Below are 22,067 nucleotides of genomic sequence, written 5' to 3'. Positions count from 1 at the left end.
CCTCTCTATACATTCAATGCATTCTATTCATCACTCTATATAACACTTGCTAACTCTTCGATCGTTTCAACAAGACTATCAATTGTAGCCTTTTTTGACATCCAGGTTTTCATATTATTTTTCTGTGCTTCATCCCTGGTCTGCTCTCCAATACAAACTGCATTCACTAAGTGATAATCCAAGTCTTTTGTTGCCTTGACAAATCCCGTCACCGTAGATTTACTTGTAAATACGGCAAAATCAATATTTCCACGTTCAAATTCATCCTTTAAGTTAATTATGTCTGGTGTAGAATATACCGTATCATAGATTGGAATATCCATAACTTCCAACAGTGGATTCTTTTTAATCTCTTCCATGATTTCTTCATTTCCAATACTTGCCCTCGGAATAAGGATTCTATCTCCGTCGCAGCAACTCATTCTGATTGATTTTCCAAGGGATTTCCCATAGTAATTTTCCGGAATCAGGTCAACCAGGATTCCCCTGTCTTCCACTTTCTTTTTGGTTCCTTCACCAACAACTGCAACTTTTAGATTAGCCAGCTTTCTGATGTCTATTTTTTCTTCCTTCATCGCGTTAAAAAAGACATCTACTCCGGAAGGGCTTGTAAATACCAGCCATTGAAACTGATCTAGTTGCAAAAGTGTATTTTTCAAAACAATATTATTTTTTAATGGAGCAATTCGTATGGTTGGAATCTCCAATACTTCAGCTCCCTTACTTTTCAGCTTTTCAGAAAGAGTTGAAACTAGCTCCTTCGGTCTGGTAACCACAATCTTCTTACCTGATAATGGACGTTTTTCGTACCAGGAAAAATCATTCGCTAGCTGACATACTTTCCCCACTACGATAATTGCTGGAGTTTCGACCCCTTGTCTTTTTACTTCCTGTTCTAGCGTACCAATTGTCGCAACAATTTGTTTTTGCTTTGATGTAGTACCTTTTTGTAGGATTGCAGCTGGCATATCTGTTTCTATACCTGCCCTCATTAATCCATCGCAAATATCTCCCAGAGCGGAAGCCCCCATCAAAAATACCAGCGTTCCCTTGGTGCGAACAAGTGCATCAAAATCTATATCATAGGGCTTATCTTTTCCCCTATGCCCCGTAATGATATGAACGGAAGAACAATAATCACGATGGGTTACCGGAATTCCATGATATGCTGGTACGGATATGGCAGATGTTATACCGGGTACTATTTCAAAGGGTATGTCATATTCACTTAACAACTCGAGTTCTTCTCCGCCTCTTCCAAATAGGAACGGATCTCCACCTTTTAAGCGTACAACTTGTTTGCCAGACATAGCTTCTTGTAATAAAATTTGATTAATTTGTTTTTGAGGCATCGTATGATTTCCAGCACACTTCCCAACATCAATACATTTTACATCCTCAGGTATCATCATCAGGATTCCCTGACCAACCAGTCTGTCGTAAACTACCACATCAGCCTGCTCGATTGCCTTTTTTGCTTTAATTGTCAGTAAGTCTGTTTCTGCAGGACCTGCTCCTACAAGCCAAACCTTCCCTTTCTTCATCGCATGCACCATTCCGTTCTAAGCTTATTCGCTAACATCTCCCCCAGTTGCTCTGCATCTTCCTTCTTTCCGGTAAGATTTCCAGTGATATAATCACCGGTTATTTCATCGAAATATAAGCCTGTTACTGTAATCATTTCATCTTCAACCTTTGCATATGCTGCTACCGGGGAACTGCATCCTCCATTCAATGTCTTTACAAATGCTCTCTCACATACTGCTTGAAAGGTTGCCTCTTCATTATGAAATTGTTTTAAGAATTCATAACTTTCACCCGCTCTTCCCTGAACAGCCAGTATCCCCTGTCCGGCAGCTGGAATAATTTCCTCCGTCGTAAAGATTCGGCTGATACGGCTTTCTAATCCCAATCTCTTTAACCCTGCCGCAGCTAAGACAAGAGCACCATATTCTCCTCTATCAAGTTTCTCAAGCCTAGTAAGTACATTTCCTCTGATTCCTTTATAATTGGCACCTGGATAAATCTTTTTTAGTTGAAGCATTCGTCTCTGGCTGGAACATCCAATTGGTAAAACAGGGTCAATTTCTGTACATCCTAATGGTAAAACCAGCGCATCTCTTGGATCCTCCCTTTTTGAAAATGCTAAAATAGGTAATTCCTCCGGCGTTTCCATTGGCATATCCTTTAAGCTATGTACCGACAGGTCACTTCTCCCTTCGATAAGCGCTAAATCTAGCTCCTTTACAAAGAGACCTTTTCCTCCAATTTTGTCTAGGCTTTTATCCAGTATGATATCTCCTGTCGTCTTCATGGTAATAAGCTCAGTCTCTATTTCATTATGATATTGTTTTATAGAATCAATCAGTATTCTCGACTGTCTAACTGCCAGTTCACTTTCTCTGCTTCCGATACGAATTATTCTCATTGTCATCACTCACCTTTTAGCATATCTCTTATTTTCTGGGTAATTACTTTTACCTTTTTATGATCCTTACCACTTGCTGTAACACCAATTACTATGGGTTTCTGGACAGCAAGTCCTGGAAAAAAGAAATCAGATTTTGTCTGATCCGAAGCTACATTTATAAGAATCCCTTTTTCTTTACACTCTCTATGTATCATGTCATTGACTATAGGATCATTGGTTGCTGCCAGTACCATATAGGGCATCTTAATTTCACCTACCATATAGCATCTTTGTTCCAAAACAAGCTTATTTTGAGCTGACAGCTCCGAAATCTCCTTGGTACATGCTGGAGAAACTACTGTAATATCGGCTCCAAAATCCAATAAAGATAAAATCCTTCGTGTAGCAATCTTCCCTCCACCAAATACCACTATCTCTTTCTTATTCAAATCAACGAATAATGGAAAATATGCAGCTGCATCCTCAGACATGACTCTTTTCTCCTAATATATATTTTTTAGTGCTACCATACATTCCTGAAATGTAGCAGCACTTACATGATCTCTTAACCCAAACATCAACTTACTGACAACTTTATTCGTTGCAGAATGTACTGTTGCTGCTAATAATTCTTTATCGTTACTGTCCATTTCTATTTTTTTCATCGTTTTATCAATTCTTAGCCCCACATCGATCGCTGCATTTTCACTTAACGTCTGTACAACCTTGATGATGCCCCTGCACTCATACCAGGATATAAACTCATCCATCTTAGTTTTTAGTATCTCATCGATTTGACGAAGCTGTGTTTTCATTTCATCAGATACAGTTTCCACTTTGAAATGATCAATATCGTACAACGTTATATTTTTTAGTTCCGTAATCCTTGGATCGATATCCCTTGGAACAGCCAAATCAATAAATAATACTGGTTTCTTAAACTCCAGATTACTTAACTGCTCCAAATGAATTGTCATATTAGGACTTGAAGTAGCACTTATAACAAAGTCGTATTCCACGATATGTTCAAGTCGGTCTCCGTAATTGATTCTATTGCATCCAACTGGTATTTCAATGATACCACTTCGATATTGTCTGACTGTTACAGTAACATCGGAACCTTCCTCTTCTAGCTTTGTCGCTGCTAATTTCCCCATTTCACCATTGCCAATAACCAGGCATTTCTTTCCCTTAAAGAGATAATTAGATAATTTAAGCTCATGAACCACATGATGAATGACAGAAGAATTCACTACAGATAAATGTATCTGTGTCTTGACCTGCTTTGCCGAAGTAATGGCGAAACGAAACAGTGTTTCTAAAACACTGTCGGTACAGTAGTTCTCTCTACTGAGCTCCAATGCCTCTCTTACCTGTGTCAGAATCTGGTCTTCTCCAATGATTTTTGACTTTAAGCCACAGGTCATATAAAACAAATGCTCTATGGCGTCATACCCACCACGTTCAATAAAACAATGTCTATATCGATTGTCGTCAACCTTTTTTATTGAACATAAAATTTCATAAATAGAAGTTTCAAATTCTTCAAAGCAGCTAACCCACACTTCCATTCGATTACAGGTTGATAAAATAATACAACCATTGATTCCTTCTATTTCTTTTATATTAAGTAAAACATCCGCTGCCATTTTTTTCGTAAACGAAAATATTTCTCGTTCCTCGATAGATGCTTTATTATGATCAATTCCCAACATGCGGATACTCACTTTACTTCCTCCAAATATTTAAATAATAGTTCGACAATACTGTGCAAACAAAAAAAAGCCTTTTACATAAATTGTAAAAGGCGTAAAAGGAGATAGCTTCCCCATGGTGCTATCCCAATTACACCTAATCATCATTCGTAAATAAGTGTAAAAACTATCTTAAGGCAGGTCTTCTGACTCAGGCGTCAACACCATATCTCATCTTCCCATGTAATTTTACACAGTGATATTCAAGATATGATTCTTCCTTCACAGCGGCGAGACCGTATGGGATTTTCACCCATTTCCCTATTATCTTGGACTTCAATACCTAACGGCATGACACCAAGCACCTTAAAGATCTAAATTGTTATTTTAAAATAGTATCATTATAACTTTTATATGTCAATGATAACAAATCTCGTCATCTCTTCCAAAAGTTTGAATAATCTCTCCATTTCATCAAAAAAAGATTCTGCATAGGACAGAATCTTTGAATTCCAAAACACAACCAATTCATACGAATGCTATCGTTCGGCTAGGTTATTTTACTATTAACTTATATTTTCTCTTCTTTAACAGAATTACTTCTTTTTCATAGATTCCTTTTCATGACTTCTTTTTCACTTCTTTTTCACTTCTTTTTCACTTCTTTTTCACTTCTTTTTCACTTCTTTTTCACTTCTTTATTACTTCTATGAAATAGGATGCTACAACTTCTGGTTCTGGCTTCATATCTTTTTTCATCCACCACTTTACCAGCTCAACAAAGCTGCCCGCCATATGGTTCAACAGAAACTCCTCTGGTACATTATGATATCTTTCACTATCTATAAAGTCTGCAAATAGCTTTTCAAAATACCTCTTAAAATAACTCCAAAAGATATCAGCACTTTCATAAGTTAGAATTGACTTCATGTCATGCTTACTTTCTTTCAAATGATATAAAATATGAGTAATCTTCGCTTCAAAGTCCTTGTTCCCCGAAAAATCATGATGCTGTTCTGAAGATAAATCTTTAGCAAAAATATGATCAAAAATATCCCGACACAATTCATCCAACAATTGATCTTTTGTCTCAAAATGGGCATAAAATGTGCTTCTCCCAATATTGGCCTCATCTATAATATCCTGAACCGTTATCTGTGAATATTTTTTCATTGAAAGTAATCTGCTAAATGCCGTAAATATCGAATCTCTTGTTTTCTGTATCCTTCTATCCATACCAGTTCCTTTCCGTACAAAAACAATAATTTGTTTCATAACTTACAATCTACCATTTTTGATTGTTGATAATACAATACGGTAAAATATAATAATAGTAGAACAGAATGTTAGTTATCAAATAAAGTGTACTATATTATAGTAAGAATAGCGAGGAATAACAAAATGAAAAAATTCACTAACTTTTTAGCAGGAACCAAATTAACTGTTTTCTCTGGCATATTTCTAATTATTTCTTTCATTCTGATGATCACCAATAAAAAACTTCCAATTGACCCTGCATGGATTACGGTTTTCATTTCGGGTTTACCGTTATTATATCTCGCTTTCACAAGGCTCATATTCCAAAAATGGATTTCCTCTGCCCTTTTGATTTCTATTGCCATGATTGCTTCCATTTTCATTGGTGAGTTATTTGCTGCTGGTGAAGTTGCATTTATCATGGCCATCGGAGCTATACTTGAGGATATGACCGTAGCCAGAGCAAAAAAGGGAATCGGTAACCTTGTGTCACTCATCCCAACACAAGGCAGAAAGCTGATTACAAATGGGAACGGGTACTATGAAGAAATGATACCTACTGAACAAATACAGATAAATGATTTGCTTCGCATCTTACCTGGGGAGGCAATTCCTATTGATGGAATCATCATGAATGGGAATAGCTCTGTCGATCAATCTGTCATTACCGGTGAATCCCTTCCTGTTGATAAATCTACAAATGATACTGTTTTCTGTGGAACAATGAACTGTTTTGGAACCATTGATATAAAAGCTGTCCAAGTTGGAAAAGATTCGTCCTTGCAAAAAATGATTTTACTTGTCAAAGAAGCAGAGAACAAAAAAGCTCCCATGCAGAAAATTGTTGATAAATGGGCTACCTGGCTTGTTCCCATCGCTCTTCTTATTGCGATCGTTGCATATATCATCACAAAAGATATTGTAAGAACTGTAACTGTCCTTGTTGTATTCTGTCCATGTGCACTGGCGCTTGCCACACCAACCTCCATTATGGCTGCCATTGGTCAGGCAACAAAACACGGTGTCTTAATAAAATCCGGTGAGGCACTGGAACGTATGGGAATGGTCAATTGTATAACATTTGACAAAACCGGAACACTCACCTATGGCAATTTACAAGTTTCTGACATTATACCTTTCATTGATTCTGAGACTGAAAGTTCAGTACTTTTAAAAGGAGCTTCCATAGAATCTTACTCTGAACATCCTCTTGGAAAAGCAATTGTAAAATTTGCAAAAAGTCAAAATCTTTTACTTACTGAAATATCTGACTTTATGATGATTCCAGGACAAGGCGTAATGGGGCTTTCATCAGGAAAAATGATTTACTGTGGGAACACAACATTCCTTTCAGATCATAAAATATCCATTGAAAATCACATCTTAGAGAAACTTGATTGCTTAAGAAATCAAGGCAAAGCTTCCCTCATCTTAGCAGAAGAACATACCGTCATTGGTATCATCGCACTGTCAGATACAATCAAGGAAACTGCGAAAGATGTGATAGACAAACTTCATTCCATGAATACCGATGTGGTTTTACTAACTGGAGACAATCAGCTTACAGCCGAGTATGTAGCAGCTCAGATAGGTATTACAAACATCTATTCAGAGCTTCTTCCTACCGAGAAAGTTGAAAGCATAGAAAAACTCCAAAAACAAGAAAACAAAATTGTCTGCATGGTAGGAGATGGAATAAATGATGCTCCGGCGTTAAAAATGGCTAATGTCAGTATTGCCATGGGAAGCATTGGAAGTGATATTGCAATAGAAGCAGCTGATATTGCAATAATGGGCGATGATATTGCCAAAATCCCATACATAAAAAGACTTTCCACTTCCACAATCCGTACAATAAAGGGTAATATAACTGCTTCTATGTGTATCAATGCTATTGCGATTGTTCTGTCTGTTTTAGGTTTGTTAAACCCTATTTCAGGAGCTTTGGTTCATAATGTTGGATCTGTTCTTGTAGTATTAAATGCAGCTCTCCTCTATGACCGAAAATTTTGAATATTTCAGACCCTTTTGCCTTATTGTGATGTTCTTCAAATTTTTACTCCATTAAGCCACTTTTCTTTTATCGTCTTGAGTAATGTAACACAGTAACTCCATCGCTAACGGTGTATTTATCAAGATGAAGCTGTATTGTTGGATTGTTTCCTAAAAATAGTGGACGGCCTTTCCCAAGTATCGTTGGAATGATTCCCACAATATATTCGTCAATAGCATTAGCCTTGACAAAGTGATCTATCAAGCCACCACCCCCAAACAGATATATATTTTTCCCGCTGTTTTTTTCATTTTGAAATTTGCTTACAATATCGCCACTAATAAAATGGATATTGCCCTCATCATCTTTTACTTCATTTGTAGCTACATATACCGTTTTTGTTGGATATTCTTTAGCAAAACCCTGATCATAGCATTTTTTACCCATAACAACGATATCAACGCCCGCAAGAAACTCCATAAAATCACTTTTTTCGGCTGTATCAATAGAGGTATCGCCTTGTCCCACGATCCAATCATAGCCGCCGTTTTCATCAGCAATATATCCGTCAATGCTGATGGCTAAGTTCATAATAATTTTCCCACTCATTGCATCTTCTCCTTTATATATTCTTTCAAGTACTTTTTACATAATCGTTCTATCAACCGCTCTACCAATCGTTCTACCAATCGTTCTACCAATCGCTCTCAACTGTTTAGCTTTAAACGTATGAGAGCGATAATCCTTCTTAGCGGTTTTTCTGCTGCATACAATATACTGTCACCTTAAACAATTCATTTCCAGGCATTGCACCCGAACATGTCTCAATCGCTTCAAGACCCATTGCTTCCAATAAATGCAGTACCTATTTTTTACAAAACCAATAATGGTAGCTGCTTCAAATTACTCCAAAATATAAATCTATCTGTCCTTTAATTCAAATGATTGTAATTCTTCATTAATCCACTGAATTCAAGGGAGTTCTTTATGGTCGGAATAAGAACATTAGCTGCAAATACTGCCATTTCCTCTGGTGACTGCTTACAACCGGTTATCAACCACTTTTGAAGAAATCCGATATAGCCGTTGATAAGAAAGGCATTAAAGTATTCATACTCCTCCGGAGTCATATGTGCTCCTACGCTTTTCCATAAGTCTGAGATTTTCTCATCCACAATATTCGTAATACGGTCTAAAAAAGCAGCATCCCCGTTGGGTCCCAGCATAATCTCGCAAAATTCCCGGTTTTCGGCACAGATAGAAAAAATACTTACAAGAACTTCAGGAGGGTTACACTTTACCGGCGTTTGTATTATCATCTGGTCAATGATTTCATTGAATTTTTGAAAGAATTCCTCCTGCACCTTACTGATCATGTCATATATATCTGCATAATGAAAATAAAAAGTTCCTCGGTTAACATCCACAAGCTCCGTTAACTCACGTACTGTTATACCAGATATTGCTTTCTGATGCATGAGGCTTAATAATCCAGTTAATAATTTTTTCTTGGTATTCCGAACACTTCTGTTATCATTTCCACTTTTATTCATAGATATTTTACCTTATATTTTCAATAGATTTTTCATTTATGTTGAAAAATACACATCCCGTTTTATACTGTTCATTGATTTCTTTCACTTCCTATATTATACTAAATTGCAGTTTATTTTTCAACACTTGTCTAACTTTAGTAGGATAAATAGTGACCATCAACTTATACTTGTTGTCAAACATTTATCCTGGATTTAGGAGGTAGCATGAATTCTTTTGTACGATTTGAAAATGTCGGAAAAACGTATCACTCAGGGGATGTTAAGGTTAACGCTCTGCATGATACTAGCTTTGAAGTAGATAAAGGAGAAATATGTATTATTGTAGGCCAGTCAGGTGCAGGTAAGACTACTCTACTGAACATTCTGGGTGGGATGGATACCCTTACCACCGGTAAAGTGTTTCTTGGTGAAACAGAGATTTCATCCCTGAGCAAACGAGGTCTTATAAGTTACCGAAGAGAAGATATTGGTTTCGTATTCCAGTTCTATAATCTGATACCAAATCTGACCGCTCTTGAAAACGTTGAGATAGCTTCCCAGATGATTAAGAATCCAATTCCTGCTGCAGAGATTCTTACTAGTGTAGGTCTTTCAGAGCGTCTCAATAACTTTCCTTCCCAGTTATCGGGTGGAGAACAGCAGCGTGTTTCCATTGCCCGCGCCCTAGCAAAGAACCCAAAACTTTTATTATGTGATGAGCCTACTGGTGCACTGGATTATAATACGGGTAAACAAATTTTGCAATTATTACAGGATCAGAGTCGCAAAAACGGAATGACCGTTATTATAATTACTCATAACTCCGCATTAACAGCTATGGCTGACCGGGTAATTCATATTAAGAATGGTACGGTCTCATCAGTCCGTAAAAATGAAAATGTAATACCTGTAGGGGAGATTGAATGGTAATGAAAAATTCAGCATGGAACAAAAACAACCGCCGGGAAATACGGCACACCTTGGGTCGTTATATTGCTCTTCTGGTCATTATCGCTCTTGGAGTGGGATTTTTTTCTGGGCTTAAGATAACCAAACAAGCGATGCTTCATACGGGTGAAACTTATGTTAAAGAATCCAATATGTATGATTACCGGCTACTCTCAACTCTGGGTTTTACCGCTGAGGACATCCATTATATCAGCAATCTTGAGGGGGTTAATGTAGCAGCGGGTGCAGTCAATGTGGATTTTATTACAGATTTTAATGATAAAGACGATGTTGTATTAAAAGCCCACTCCATAACAGATGATTTAAATCAGATAACCCTAGTAAAAGGCAGGCTTCCTGAAGCTGATAATGAGTGTGTTGTAGATTCTATTTATTTTAAAGAAGATGACCTTGGAAAAACAATCACCGTATCTGCCAAAAATGAAGAAGATGTTAAAAATGGTTTTATCTATCAGGATTATACCATCGTTGGCTTATGCAACTCTGTGAACTATATGTACCTCAGTGACCGCGGTACCACAAAACTAGCCGGCGGTTCCATCAATGCCTTTTTATATATTCCAGAAGGCGGTTTTCAATTTGATTATTATAGTGAAATTTATGTAACTTTAGACAATAACCAAAGCCAGATCTTTAGTAAAGATTACGAGGATACGGTATCTGCTATGGAACAACCTTTAAAGGATGCCATTGATTACCGCGCTGATTTACGCTATCAGGATATCATAACAGAAGCCAACAAAAAAATAGCAGAGGCTCAAAGTGATTATGACGCATCATCTTCGGAATACCTTGACGAAAAAAAGGAAGCAAAAGATTCGTTAAGTGATTCAAAAAAGAGGTTAGAAGACGCCAAAACTGAGATAAACAGCAATGAAAAGAAATTAGCTGATAGTGAGCGTACATTGGCGATTAAAGAAAAGGAATATAACTCCTCCCTTACCGCTTATAATAACTCAAAGAAAGATTTCGATACGAAAAAATGTGAAATACAAAATACATTAAACGAAAAACAGCAGGAAATTACAGCGAACCGCTCTAAAGTAACTACTGGCATGGAAGAGATTGAAAAAAGCGGTGTACTTAATCAATACAGTACTTTAAAAGAATCGGAAGATTCCTTAAAAGCCGCTCTATCACAGATTTCAGACCCAAACAGTACGGATTATCAGACTTATGCTAACCAGCTTAAACAGGTAGAAGAAGGTTTGGGTGTAATAAATCAGTATCAGACATTAAGTGAAACCCTAAAACAGATAAAGGTAGCACAGGATACTCTGGATACTTCTAAAAAAACTGCGGACAGTGAATTTAAGAAGTCAGAAAAAGAACTTACTTTAGCTAAAACTCAACTTTCTACTGCAAAAGAAACTCTTGTTAACTCTAAAAAGCAGATAGCAGACGGAAAAGTAGCACTTGACCAAGCTAAAAAAGCGTATTCCGAAGCCTTACAGAAATATAAGGATGGTAAAGAAGATACAGATAGTGCTTTGACGGAGGGAGAAAAAAAGCTGGCTGAGGCAAAGGATAAAATAAGCGATGCCAAAGCAGAGGTAGCCTCACTGGATAAACCATCCACCTATGTGCTGGATAGAACGAAAAACATCAGCTATGCAAGTTTTGAAAATGATTCCTCTGTTGTAGAAGGTATTGCAAAGATATTCCCTATCTTCTTCTTTCTCGTTGCCGCTCTAGTCTGCAGTACTACCATGACAAGAATGGTGGATGAGCACCGTACCCAGATAGGAACCCTGAAAGCCTTAGGATATTCAAACCGCTCCATCGCATGGAAATACATCTCCTATTCTGGAAGTGCAGCTGTTCTTGGCTGTATCCTAGGTTATTTTGCCGGGATCAGACTATTTCCTTATGCTATATGGCAGGCCTACAAGATGCTTTATAATATTGCGGAGATTAAATATGTATTCAACGGCGGTTTAGCCCTTCTTACATTGATGGTTTCCCTTCTTTGTTCCGTTGGTGCAACGTATGCTGCTTGCCGAACAGAACTATCACAGATGCCTGCAGAATTAATGAGACCAAAGTCTCCCAAAGTGGGCAAACGAATCTTTCTGGAACGAATCCCGGTATTATGGCAGGCTCTTAGCTTCCTACACAAGGTATCCATCCGTAATATCTTACGTTATAAAAAACGTTTATTTATGATGATACTAGGCACCGGAGGCTGTACAGCACTACTACTAGCCGGCTTAGGTTTAAATGATTCCATCAGTAAAATAGCCGATGATCAGTTTGGTTCCATAATGCTCTTCGATTACACCATTTCCTTTTTAGAGGCTCAATCAAAAGAGGAAATGACAGACTTTAGAGAAAGTACCTCCGATATGCTCTCAGAATGTGTCTTTATCTCTTTTGATACCTATGAAGTCACAGGTACAAGTAGAAACCAGAAGGTAAATGTCGTAGCAAGTGATGACCCTGATATTACAAATGTTATCGGGCTTCGCCTTAACGGCAAGACAGTTCCTTTCCCGGAAGACGGTTATGTAGCCATAAATGACCGTCTTGCAGAAACCGAAAATCTGAAAATCGGTGATTCCATGACCATAACCCTAGATAACATAAAAACCTATACAGTTGTCATCGGAGGTATCTTTAAAAATTATGCTCATAACTATATGTTCATGAGCGAAGCCACCTACGAGAAGGTCTTTGGAGAGGAATGCGCTTATAAGACTGCCTTTGCCACTACAGATTCTACCGATATTTATAATATATCTGCCAAGCTCATGAAGGATCATGGAGCCTCCAGCGTAGTTGTTACCGCCGATACCAAAAACCGCGTTACAAATATGATGAACAGTCTTAACTATATCGTCTGGCTGGTAATCGCCTGCGCCTGTGCCCTATCCTTCGTGGTTATGTATAACTTGAGCAATATCAACATCACGGAACGAAACCGAGAGATTGCAACAATTAAAGTACTAGGATTTTATCCGAAGGAAACCTATAGTTATGTTTTCAGGGAAAATATAGTGATAACCCTTATCAGTACCATGTTCGGACTTCCAGCAGGCATCTTACTCCACCGTTTCGTCATGGATCAAATTAAGATTGAATCAATATCCTTTAATATTCAAATATTTCCTATCAGCTATCTTTACGCACTGATTGTTACCATAGGGCTGACCTTAATTGTTAATGTGATACTGATAAGAAAAATTAACAGGATTAATATGGCAGAGTCATTAAAATCGGTGGAATAGGGGGGATTGTAATTTAATTGATATTTCTCTGATATATTCTCACTTTGTTAATGAGGAGCTGTTTCTAAGAATATAACACACAGGTAATTATTTTTTCATAATATATAATAAAATCGCCCGCCTATTTCAACTTAGCTTAAATTTAGAAGTAAATTTAGACACAGATTTTATAACATTTATACTAATCAACAAACACAAAACCCCGCAGTCCTTTTTTATAGGATTGCGGGGTTTTGTGTTATCATTTGGGTAGCTGCCGACTCCACAAGTCTTGAGTAGATATAAAGATACTGGTATAAGCCTATTTCATTTAGATACTGATATAAGCCAATTTCATTTAATTATTGCTTCATGAACGCTTTCGGTAACAACATAATAATATCCTCAGCCTGCTCATTACCATAATAATTTAAATAGATGACTTCATTTCCGGAACAGGCAAAGAATTGCTTCCTGATGCCACTTTCAGCCACAAATAGCTTATCAAAATATGTATGTTCCACCTCTTGAACCATCACATTCGGATCGAAGTCATCGACATAACGATCCATAAGGTCGTGTACCAAGCCTATGGCCATTGATGAAAAAATCAGTCGGTAATAATGTGTTCCAATGCTTGGTGAATAAGAACCGCTATTATCATTCCACTTTATGTTTCTCACAATACCATGCTCATATATCTCGAACTTTACCGGAGATAGAAGCGCCCAATCATAGTCAACCCGGTTTTCCCTGTCCACATCACGCAAACTATATCCTACCTGACGCTCAAGATCAGGGTTCTGTTCAATTTCCGAAAGTCGAATCACAGGAAGATCAACTGGTGTTTCTGGTAAATTATAGGTTTTTCTACTGATAATTTGAGCGACTGGTACACAAGCAATCAGGAAAGTTGTAAGTATAAGGAATATGCTTATAAAGCTATTAATCAAACGAGGCTTTCGCCAGCTTTCCCGGTGATTGATGGGCCTTCCCTCTGAAAGAGATTTTTTAAGCCTGCGTAAAACTATGAAATTTCGAATAACAGTATAAGAAGCATAAATCTCAACGAATGTAAACCACAGATACTGAACCATTGATCCCTCTATCATAGCAAGTGTTGGTGTACGCTGAAGAGATAACATCAAAAATACCATTCCTAAAAAGAGCACCATTAAAATCAACATCGCAATTACATGATTTCGCATTCGCTTGACCAATACTACCATAGTGTTACTCTGTTCTATAGGATCTGTATAAAGCTCCTGACAATTCTCATCTTCCGGCGATGAAAAGATATAAAACTCTTTTAATCTAGTAACAAGCTGCCAACCGGATTCTTTGTATATTTCAAGTTGATCTTTAGTTATTCTAGGACTTATAATGCCAATTCTATACTTTGTCTTTTTTTCCTCCCCCTTCTCAAAGGTAGCGAACATAAGTCCAATTCTCCGTAGATGTAATCCCTTCATAGCCATATCAGAGAACCATGATTCAGTTCTACCCAGTCTCCAGATGTCATCCAGTATAAATCTTCTGACTACCTTACTCATTATTTTCTCCTTCCTTATGTAATATGCTTTTTCAATATATCACTAAAAACATAGCTTTGAAATTGAATAAAGCTTTATAGAAAAACTTGTTATAGAAAAACTTATGTAAATTATTACATATTTTATACTTATAGTCAATTTTTCCCGTTGCTCTATCACATAGATGTTTGAAATGACTACAACTACATCCTTTCTTTAATCAATTTCTCGATAACAAAAGAGACCGCTCATTCTCAAATAGTTTGAAAATGAACGGTCTCACGACCTTTTATTTCATGAATTTACTGCCTATTGCTATCGTTTTCTTGGCAATTGGCGTCTGCTATAGTTTATTTTAGATGAAAGATACCACCATTCCCAAATTCAAATTTTCCTTCTGACTCTTGTTCAAAATGTTTCTTTGCAATACCCAAATCAATCAGATCCATTGAATAGTCATCCGCAATTTGAGCGCTTAAAATGTTGCTCTGATACTTAAACATTACTTTTTGTGTATTCTTAGCACTTGGGGCAAATAATACAGCTTTCATTCCATTTTGTACCCATTGAGGTAACGGTTGATCGCTTATAATTCGTTCTTCTATACTCTTTACTTTTCTATGCATAGCTGACCGCATCATCTTTTCTCTCAGTGAAGGAGCTGCCACTTTACCTACTACAATAACACAAATCAATTCCTCTCCGCTATCAATAGTTAATTCATCCCTATCAAAGGTGCCTCCAACCCAGCAAGTCCCCAAGCCTAAATCAGTTATATCTAGAATTAAATCTTCTCCGTAATATCCAATCTTTTCCTTCAGGTTTTTATCCTCTTTCTTGCCTTTCATCAATATTAGAGAACGCACATTGGTAAATAGCCCATAACTCTTTCTTAACTTTTGAAAAGCACTGCTTCCATCCTCTAGAAATGCCATTGTTAAACCGGATACTTCATTTAATTGATTAATAAGAGAAACAATTTTCTCCTTTTCCTGTTCAGTAATCGGTTCCTTTTCAAACTTTCTCCTTGAAACTCTGTCTTCTATCGCACTGCGCATGAAATTACCTCCTAAAATTTATTTTGCGGTTGATAATGTCAACTGAAAAATATGTTAACTTTACTGATAAAACTCTTTCATCAAATTTTCAATGTCTAGAACCAATTTTTTTAATATATTTAGTTTTGCTGAAACATTGATATAATAGTAGTTTTTAGTTCCTTCTTCTCTCATTCTTACAATTCCTATATCCTTCAATATTTTCAATTGATGCGATACAGCAGGGCGCGAGAGGTGTGTTTTTTCCGTGATTTCACCAACACGCATACCGCTTTTACAATCGGAGCCCATTAAGACCAGAAGTATTATCTGGCGTGTTTCATCTCCGATTGCTGTCAAAATCGCTTGTGCATTCTTAAAATCTTCTTGTATCGTTTCAATTTGTTCTCTTTTATCCGTAATCAATACCTCGCCTAGTCTGTTCGTTGGTTCGCACTAATAAACCATACACTTATAATACCCTTGATAAAGAATAAATACAACATTGGGAAAGCAAAACGAGACGAACTTTTCTCTTCTGCAACGAATTTGTAGTTGAATATTATAACAATTCATTATACGATATCAATAATAAACAATTATTTACAAACTATGAATTGGGAGCAGATATTATGAGGAATTTCAAGTCTTATATTACAGGAACTACTATTATAATTAGCCTACTAATAATTTTTTCTTTATTTTATTTTAGGAAAAATAATGCTGACCAATCCGTATCTTTTTCTATAAAAATAGGACGTGAAAGTTTCCACTCTCATGTCCTTTATTTTTAGTATATTTCTATTGTTTCTCTCCAATAATTTAACTGTTTTTTCGCTGTAACAGAACTACAGTCTCTACATGCCTTGAGGAGATAAAAAAGATACCACTTGAGCCTGGTAGGGCCTTGGCGGTGACTAATCTTTTAATCCCTTATCTAATGTTTTTACATTATTTCATTCTCATCAGTTGCTGTATAAAAAGCATCACAGTTATTTAGGAAAGCCCAATAGCAACCCCCATATGACCAATGCCACCATTCAGTTGGATAATTTACAAATCCACCTTTTCCATGCAATCGATAAGTATTTTATTTTTCGGTTTGCTTTACCTAGATCATTTATATAGGTGGAATGCAGATGTGAAAGATTTTCTGGTTCAATAGGTGCTTCATTAAATTCCGATCCCATATCCAATTCAATTCCATCCTTGATCAAAGTTATGTCTATTGCCCCACCAGTTGGATGTCCAGCTACTTTAACAGGTGCTACATATTGACATGTTAATTTATAAATTTCATCATTATTTTTTAATGGATATTGAGTTTTATAATATTTAAATGCTCCTTCAAAAAATCCTCTTTGTAGTGATAGAGGTCTATATGCTTCTTTAATTACAAACTTGTAACCACAGGGAAGATAATCAGTAGCTTCAATTATTTTTTTAACAACTGACTCTCTGGCATAGCAAAATAAATCGGATTTATTACCTTTGTCTTTTCAGCGTTGCTGTAATGTTTGTAGTGCTATCGCATGATTGTAAACCTCCATCTGGAGTGAAATGCTCCACTTATTTTGTTACAATTATATTTCCTAATTTAATGGTAGTCGATGTGCGGTATTATTAGCCACTTACCTTCAAAGTAGTAAAAAATAAGATTGCTTCCTCCTTAACCAACCTTTCCAGCATCATGAAATGCACCAGCAAAACTTAAAAAAGGACGTGAAAGTTTTTACTCTCCCGTCCTCAATTCTAATGAAACTCTATTAGCTTCATTCAATAATTTAGCTGTTTCTCTTCTGCAGAACCACCGTCTCCACATGCCTTGAAAATACAAAAAGATGACGTGTGAGGCTGTTGGGAACTCGGTAGAAACTTAGATAAATTAATTTTCATTCAATCACAATTTGTTCTGACTAACCAGTTCAGATACAACTGCAGTTATCAGCCTTGAGTCAAGATTCCTATCATAATAGTGCAAGGAATAATTTTTCTTATGCTCATAGGCTCTTACATCACAAGGATCTTTATAGGAATATTTAAGTGAATATGGATTTTCTTCAGCATTCTGAATACATTTTATTTTTCTATTATTCATATCTAGCCGAAACCCTATATCTACCGGGAAAAATAAAATTTTATTTTCAAAGGCTTCTTGAAAAATAGCAGCTAAATCAGTTCGGTTGCCTTTAAATTCTTCGCCAAATTCAGATATAAGGCACATATCAGGCTTAAGTTCTTCGTTCAATTTAACTAAACCTAATCTTCCAAGATGATTCTTGTAAAATATATCCGAATCTTTTCCACCGGTTAAATAATTGTCCTCACAATCTTTAAATCCACCTATATGAGCCAGTAAAATAACGTTCTTTTCCTGATAGGAAGCCTTTAGTTCTGAATATTGAACTCCTATATTTTCATCCCATCCTGTATCGCCTGTGTAGAGAATTACTAAATTTTTGAATTCAATCGAAAGACCAATCGCGCAAATATCAGAAATCATATCTCTGTGCTTTGCTCTTATTGTTCGTATTCTAAATGAATCCCTAGTATCGGTAGTATATTTATCACCCAAACTACATATGGAGCCATCCTCAATAATGTGAATTCTATAATTAGTTTTAGCAGTTAATTCAAAAAGACCCGAATAAAATTTGAAAACACTTAATGGCATATAGAATTCTATTATTTTTCTTCTATTAGATTTTAAAAACTCCTTTTCTATATTTTCAGCAGTTACTTCATTATATGAAATATTATCTCGTTTTGAAATTTCTTTTTTTATTGTATCTTCCTTAGAAAGATCATCTGATTCTTTTATCTCATCATTATATTTGTGGAGAAGGGTTAAAATTGATTCTAAATCAGCCATATGATCATTGTGTGCATGTGAAATAAATATCATATCAATATCTTTAAAAAAATGACCTGCATTTTTAAAATTATCAATAAAATTGAATCCTGGGTCGATTATAATTCCCTTGTCCCTATATTTAATAAAGTAACCCCCACCTTTACTTACCTCATAATTATCTGCAATAATTGGGGTATAAGAATTCCATCTTCTAAGAACCTCAAAATAGACTTGTGGTTCATTTTCAACAGTAGTTAAGTCATCTTTATACTCAAAATTTGCGTTAATAAAAGGTAAAAACGACCTTTTTGTAATATTAGATTTGTCTCTTATTTTACTTTCCTTAATAGCATACATAACTTTATGCATTGGAGAATTAATATCATTTTTTTGTTTGGTCTCGTTATCATTTAGATCATTTAGCAATGACTCTAATTTTTCCAAACTGATTCTAGATAAAGAGATTCCAGAATTATCTTTAACAGATTCATAATATCTTATTGATGTTTCAAAAAAACTTCTTATTTTATTTAAACTTTTTGGTGATTCATTTAATAGTTTCCATTCCATCAAAAAATTTCCATATATCCTATATGCTTCTTGATTTGATGGATTAAATTCTAATAATTTTTCAATATTATAGGTAAAATTTTTTTCTTTTTCTAACTTTTCACATAAATTAGTGAGATTGTTATATGGAGATCTATAATTTGGATTAATAGCAAACGAATTTTTATAACATTCAATAGCTTTATTATAGTCTTTTTGTTTTTCATAAACCCTTCCAAAGCCATTCCAAGGAAGTTCATAATTTTTATTTATCTGAATTGCCTTATTGTAGCATTTAATAGCTTTATCATAGTACTTTTGAAAGTAATAAATATTTCCAAGACCATTCCAAGGACTTTCTTGATTTTCATTTATTTGAATTGCCTTATTGTAGCATTCAATAGCTTTATCATAGTCCTTTTGAAAAGAATAAACATTTCCAAGACCATTCCAAGGATTTTCAAAAATTTCATTTATTTGAATTGCCTTATTGTAGCATTCAATAGCTTTATCATAGTCCTTTTGAAAGGAATAAACATTTCCAAGACCATTCCAAGGATTTTCTTGATTTTCATCTATTTGAATTGCTTTATTATAGCATTCAAAAGCTTTATCATAATCATTTTGAGAGCTATAAATATTTCCAAGGCCATTCCAAGGATTTATAAAATTTTCATTTATTTGAATTGCCTTATTATAGCATTCAATAGCTTTATCATAGTCCTTTAGAGAGTTATAAACAATTCCAAGGCCATTCCATGGATTTTTATAATTTTCATTTATTTGAATTGCCTTATTATAGCATTCAATAGCTTTATCATAGTCCTTTAGAGAGTTATAAACATTTCCAAGACCATTCCAAGGATATTCATGGTTTTCATTTATTTGAATTGCCTTATTATAGCATTCAATAGCTTTATCATAGTCCTTTTGAGAATTACAAACATTCCCTTTTCTATTCCATTCCTTAACTGATAAAACAATATCTTCCACTTCCATTATATTTCCCCCATATCTTCATTAAATAAGTATTATAAAAAGATTACTTTCAAAATAACATTTAACCAAGAAAATTTTATACCCTCAAATAACAAACAAAGGCTCTAAAGAATTTGAATTTTATTACAATTCATTTTTTCTAATTTCTTTTCTTCTAGTTTTTTATGCTTAATTAAAATTTTGATCATTTGCTCAAACGAAATTTTATATATTCCAGATAACTTATAAGCTTAATTTTTATTAACAGTGTATATTTTAATCAAAAAATAAGGTTTTGCGTTCCATCATAAAGACTCCGCTACTTATTTCATTATTAAAACTAATTATTCGATAATTTCATTATATCACAAATTAATCTATTTTGTTCTATTAAGTAAGCAAACTGTCTCTGTATGCACTGTGCAAGGAAACATATCCACACACCTTACCTTCTCCACCCAATACCCTCTCTCCTGAAGTACCACAAGATCTCTCGCTAAACTACTTGGTTTACATGAAATATAAACCAAACGGTCTACCCCGTAATCAATTATTTTATCAAGTGCTTTTGGATGAATTCCATCTCTTGGAGGATCAAGTACAATTAAATCAGGTTTTTCTTCAATCGTGTCGATTACCTTTAAGACATCACCCGCGATAAATTCACAGTTAGTTAATTTGTTTAAGGAAGCATTCTCCCTAGCAGCAACAACAGCTTCTCCCACGATCTCTACACCGATCACTTTCTTAGCTACCGGAGCCAATAACTGAGCAATTGTTCCTGTTCCACTATATAAGTCAAAGATAAGCTTATCCTTTGTTTCGCCGACAAAATCACGAACACAGTTATAAAGCACTTCCGCTCCTAGTGAATTTGTTTGAAAGAAAGAGAAGGTTGAAATTTTAAATTTAAGCCCTAAAACCTCTTCGAAGATGAAGTCTTGACCATCAAGAATATCCGTACGATCACTTTGTACTACATCTGCAAGACTATCATTTACTGTATGAAGTATTCCAACAATACTACCTTCTAAGGAAAGGTTTTTAAGAGACTCACGTAGTTTATTTAAAAATTCTTCTTCCCCATTTACTAAGACATTCGTTTGTGAAGTTGTAATTAAGCTTACAAGAATTTCCCCTGTTCTGGCTGCACGACGAATTAAAAGGTGACGTAGATAACCCTCATGACTCATCTTGTGATAATAGTTAAGGTTATATTCTTTTGCTAAGGATAGCACACATCCTAAGATGCGATTATAATCTTCATGTACCAATTTACAATCTGATGTTGTAACAATATCATAGAAGCTTCCTTTTTTATGAAGTCCAAGTGCCAGTGGTCCATCTTTAAATTCGTCACCAAATGAAAACTCCATCTTATTTCGGTACCCAAACTCTAATGGGCTACCCTCAATTCCTTGAAACTCATACTCTTTATTATCTGTCGCGATTACCTCATCAATTAACTTCTTCACTTGATCTGCCTTTATTTTAATCTGAGTTTCATAAGGTATAGTTTGATAAGTACAACCGCCACAATCTCCAAAATGAGAACAAACAGCTTCTTTCGTTTCCAGTGAAGATTTTTCTACTACTTCTAATAATCTACCTTCGCTTTTTCCTTTTCTTACTTTATTAACTACAAAACGAACTTTCTGACCTGTGATGGCATTTTTCACGATAATCTTCTCATCATCCACCATTACAATTCCTTTGTTAGGAAACTCAATTCGCTCTACTAATCCAATACATTCTGTTCCTTTTTTCATCCAATATTCCTCTCTATTTCACTTGAAAATCAAGCTTTTGACTTGTTATCCTTTTATTCATGACAAGGAAAAGTTCGCGAAGCGTACTTTTTCTTGTTTACTCCTGATAAATACTTTTCCTATTATATCGAATCTTTTTATTATTGTCTAGGTTCCCAATTTTTCTAGTTCATAAAACTTTCATAAAAATGATAAGAAAATCCCTTTACTTTAGTAATGTATAGTGATAAAATATGACTGTATCAGAGTTATATGAGATAGAACACAAAGTTATAATGATACGA

16 protein-coding genes and 1 riboswitch are annotated in these 22,067 nt (G+C 35.4%); of the genes, 3 read left to right on the top strand and 13 right to left on the bottom strand.

What is annotated here, in order from left to right; translation table 11 throughout:
• Positions 1-35 precede the first annotated feature (35 nt).
• The 5 genes from cobA to CPHY_RS07140 form a co-directional block, all read right to left on the bottom strand.
• Positions 36-1,544: a uroporphyrinogen-III C-methyltransferase gene (gene cobA, locus CPHY_RS07160; protein ID WP_012199400.1), complete on the bottom strand. Its 1,509-nt coding sequence runs from the start codon at positions 1,542-1,544 to the stop codon at positions 36-38.
• Positions 1,541-2,428 (bottom strand): hydroxymethylbilane synthase, encoded by an 888-nt coding sequence (gene hemC / locus CPHY_RS07155; protein ID WP_012199399.1) that lies wholly within the window; start codon positions 2,426-2,428, stop codon positions 1,541-1,543. The genes cobA and hemC overlap by 4 nt, the downstream gene beginning before the upstream one ends.
• A 5-nt stretch (positions 2,429-2,433) precedes the next feature.
• A complete protein-coding gene (locus CPHY_RS07150) occupies positions 2,434-2,901 on the bottom strand; it encodes a precorrin-2 dehydrogenase/sirohydrochlorin ferrochelatase family protein (RefSeq protein ID WP_012199398.1) in 468 nt (155 codons plus the stop codon).
• Positions 2,902-2,913: 12 nt separating this feature from the next.
• The gene (gene hemA, locus CPHY_RS07145; protein ID WP_041703324.1) at positions 2,914-4,137 is read right to left on the bottom strand and encodes a glutamyl-tRNA reductase; all 1,224 of its coding nucleotides are present in this window, start codon (positions 4,135-4,137) and stop codon (positions 2,914-2,916) included.
• A gap of 146 nt (positions 4,138-4,283) precedes the next feature.
• A riboswitch (cobalamin riboswitch) is annotated at positions 4,284-4,488 on the bottom strand.
• A gap of 306 nt (positions 4,489-4,794) precedes the next feature.
• Complete coding sequence (locus CPHY_RS07140; RefSeq protein WP_242657972.1) at positions 4,795-5,379, bottom strand: TetR/AcrR family transcriptional regulator; 585 nt, start codon at positions 5,377-5,379, stop codon at positions 4,795-4,797.
• A gap of 126 nt (positions 5,380-5,505) precedes the next feature.
• On the opposite strand from CPHY_RS07140, the gene CPHY_RS07135 reads away from it, so the two are divergent.
• On the top strand, positions 5,506-7,374 hold the full coding sequence (locus CPHY_RS07135; protein WP_012199395.1) for a heavy metal translocating P-type ATPase: 1,869 nt from the start codon (positions 5,506-5,508) through the stop codon (positions 7,372-7,374).
• Between the two features lie 67 nt (positions 7,375-7,441).
• Here CPHY_RS07135 and CPHY_RS07130 read toward each other — a convergent pair whose 3' ends face one another.
• Together CPHY_RS07130 and CPHY_RS07125 are read right to left on the bottom strand one after the other, a co-directional pair.
• Positions 7,442-7,963: a dihydrofolate reductase family protein gene (locus tag CPHY_RS07130; protein ID WP_012199394.1), complete on the bottom strand. Its 522-nt coding sequence runs from the start codon at positions 7,961-7,963 to the stop codon at positions 7,442-7,444.
• A gap of 323 nt (positions 7,964-8,286) precedes the next feature.
• Positions 8,287-8,907: a TetR/AcrR family transcriptional regulator gene (locus tag CPHY_RS07125; RefSeq protein WP_012199393.1), complete on the bottom strand. Its 621-nt coding sequence runs from the start codon at positions 8,905-8,907 to the stop codon at positions 8,287-8,289.
• 207 nt (positions 8,908-9,114) lie between these two features.
• Between CPHY_RS07125 and CPHY_RS07120 the strand changes: the two genes are divergently transcribed.
• On the top strand, positions 9,115-9,819 hold the full coding sequence (locus tag CPHY_RS07120; protein ID WP_012199392.1) for an ABC transporter ATP-binding protein: 705 nt from the start codon (positions 9,115-9,117) through the stop codon (positions 9,817-9,819).
• Positions 9,819-13,085: an ABC transporter permease gene (locus CPHY_RS07115; RefSeq protein ID WP_198301339.1), complete on the top strand. Its 3,267-nt coding sequence runs from the start codon at positions 9,819-9,821 to the stop codon at positions 13,083-13,085. The genes CPHY_RS07120 and CPHY_RS07115 overlap by 1 nt, the downstream gene beginning before the upstream one ends.
• 341 nt (positions 13,086-13,426) lie before the next feature.
• Here CPHY_RS07115 and CPHY_RS07110 read toward each other — a convergent pair whose 3' ends face one another.
• From CPHY_RS07110 to rlmD, 6 genes are all read right to left on the bottom strand, one after another.
• A complete protein-coding gene (locus CPHY_RS07110) occupies positions 13,427-14,617 on the bottom strand; it encodes a DUF2812 domain-containing protein (RefSeq protein WP_012199390.1) in 1,191 nt (396 codons plus the stop codon).
• A gap of 329 nt (positions 14,618-14,946) precedes the next feature.
• Positions 14,947-15,654 carry a nitroreductase family protein gene (locus CPHY_RS07105; protein WP_012199389.1) on the bottom strand — a complete coding sequence of 236 codons (708 nt, stop codon included), beginning with the start codon at positions 15,652-15,654 and terminating at the stop codon, positions 14,947-14,949.
• 60 nt (positions 15,655-15,714) lie between these two features.
• The gene (locus tag CPHY_RS07100; RefSeq protein ID WP_408611171.1) at positions 15,715-16,035 is read right to left on the bottom strand and encodes an ArsR/SmtB family transcription factor; all 321 of its coding nucleotides are present in this window, start codon (positions 16,033-16,035) and stop codon (positions 15,715-15,717) included.
• Positions 16,036-16,673: 638 nt separating this feature from the next.
• The gene (locus CPHY_RS22540) at positions 16,674-17,069 is read right to left on the bottom strand and encodes a M15 family metallopeptidase domain-containing protein (protein WP_278183992.1); all 396 of its coding nucleotides are present in this window, start codon (positions 17,067-17,069) and stop codon (positions 16,674-16,676) included.
• Between the two features lie 464 nt (positions 17,070-17,533).
• Positions 17,534-20,035: an MBL fold metallo-hydrolase gene (locus tag CPHY_RS07090; RefSeq protein ID WP_012199386.1), complete on the bottom strand. Its 2,502-nt coding sequence runs from the start codon at positions 20,033-20,035 to the stop codon at positions 17,534-17,536.
• A gap of 356 nt (positions 20,036-20,391) precedes the next feature.
• A complete protein-coding gene (gene rlmD, locus CPHY_RS07085) occupies positions 20,392-21,783 on the bottom strand; it encodes a 23S rRNA (uracil(1939)-C(5))-methyltransferase RlmD (protein WP_012199385.1) in 1,392 nt (463 codons plus the stop codon).
• Positions 21,784-22,067 lie beyond the last annotated feature (284 nt).

Origin of the sequence: Lachnoclostridium phytofermentans ISDg (assembly GCF_000018685.1) — a bacterium.
Taxonomy (GTDB): domain Bacteria; phylum Bacillota; class Clostridia; order Lachnospirales; family Lachnospiraceae; genus Lachnoclostridium; species Lachnoclostridium phytofermentans.
Note: the sequence above shows the minus strand (reverse complement) of the source record. Positions and strands in the feature narration are given on the sequence as shown.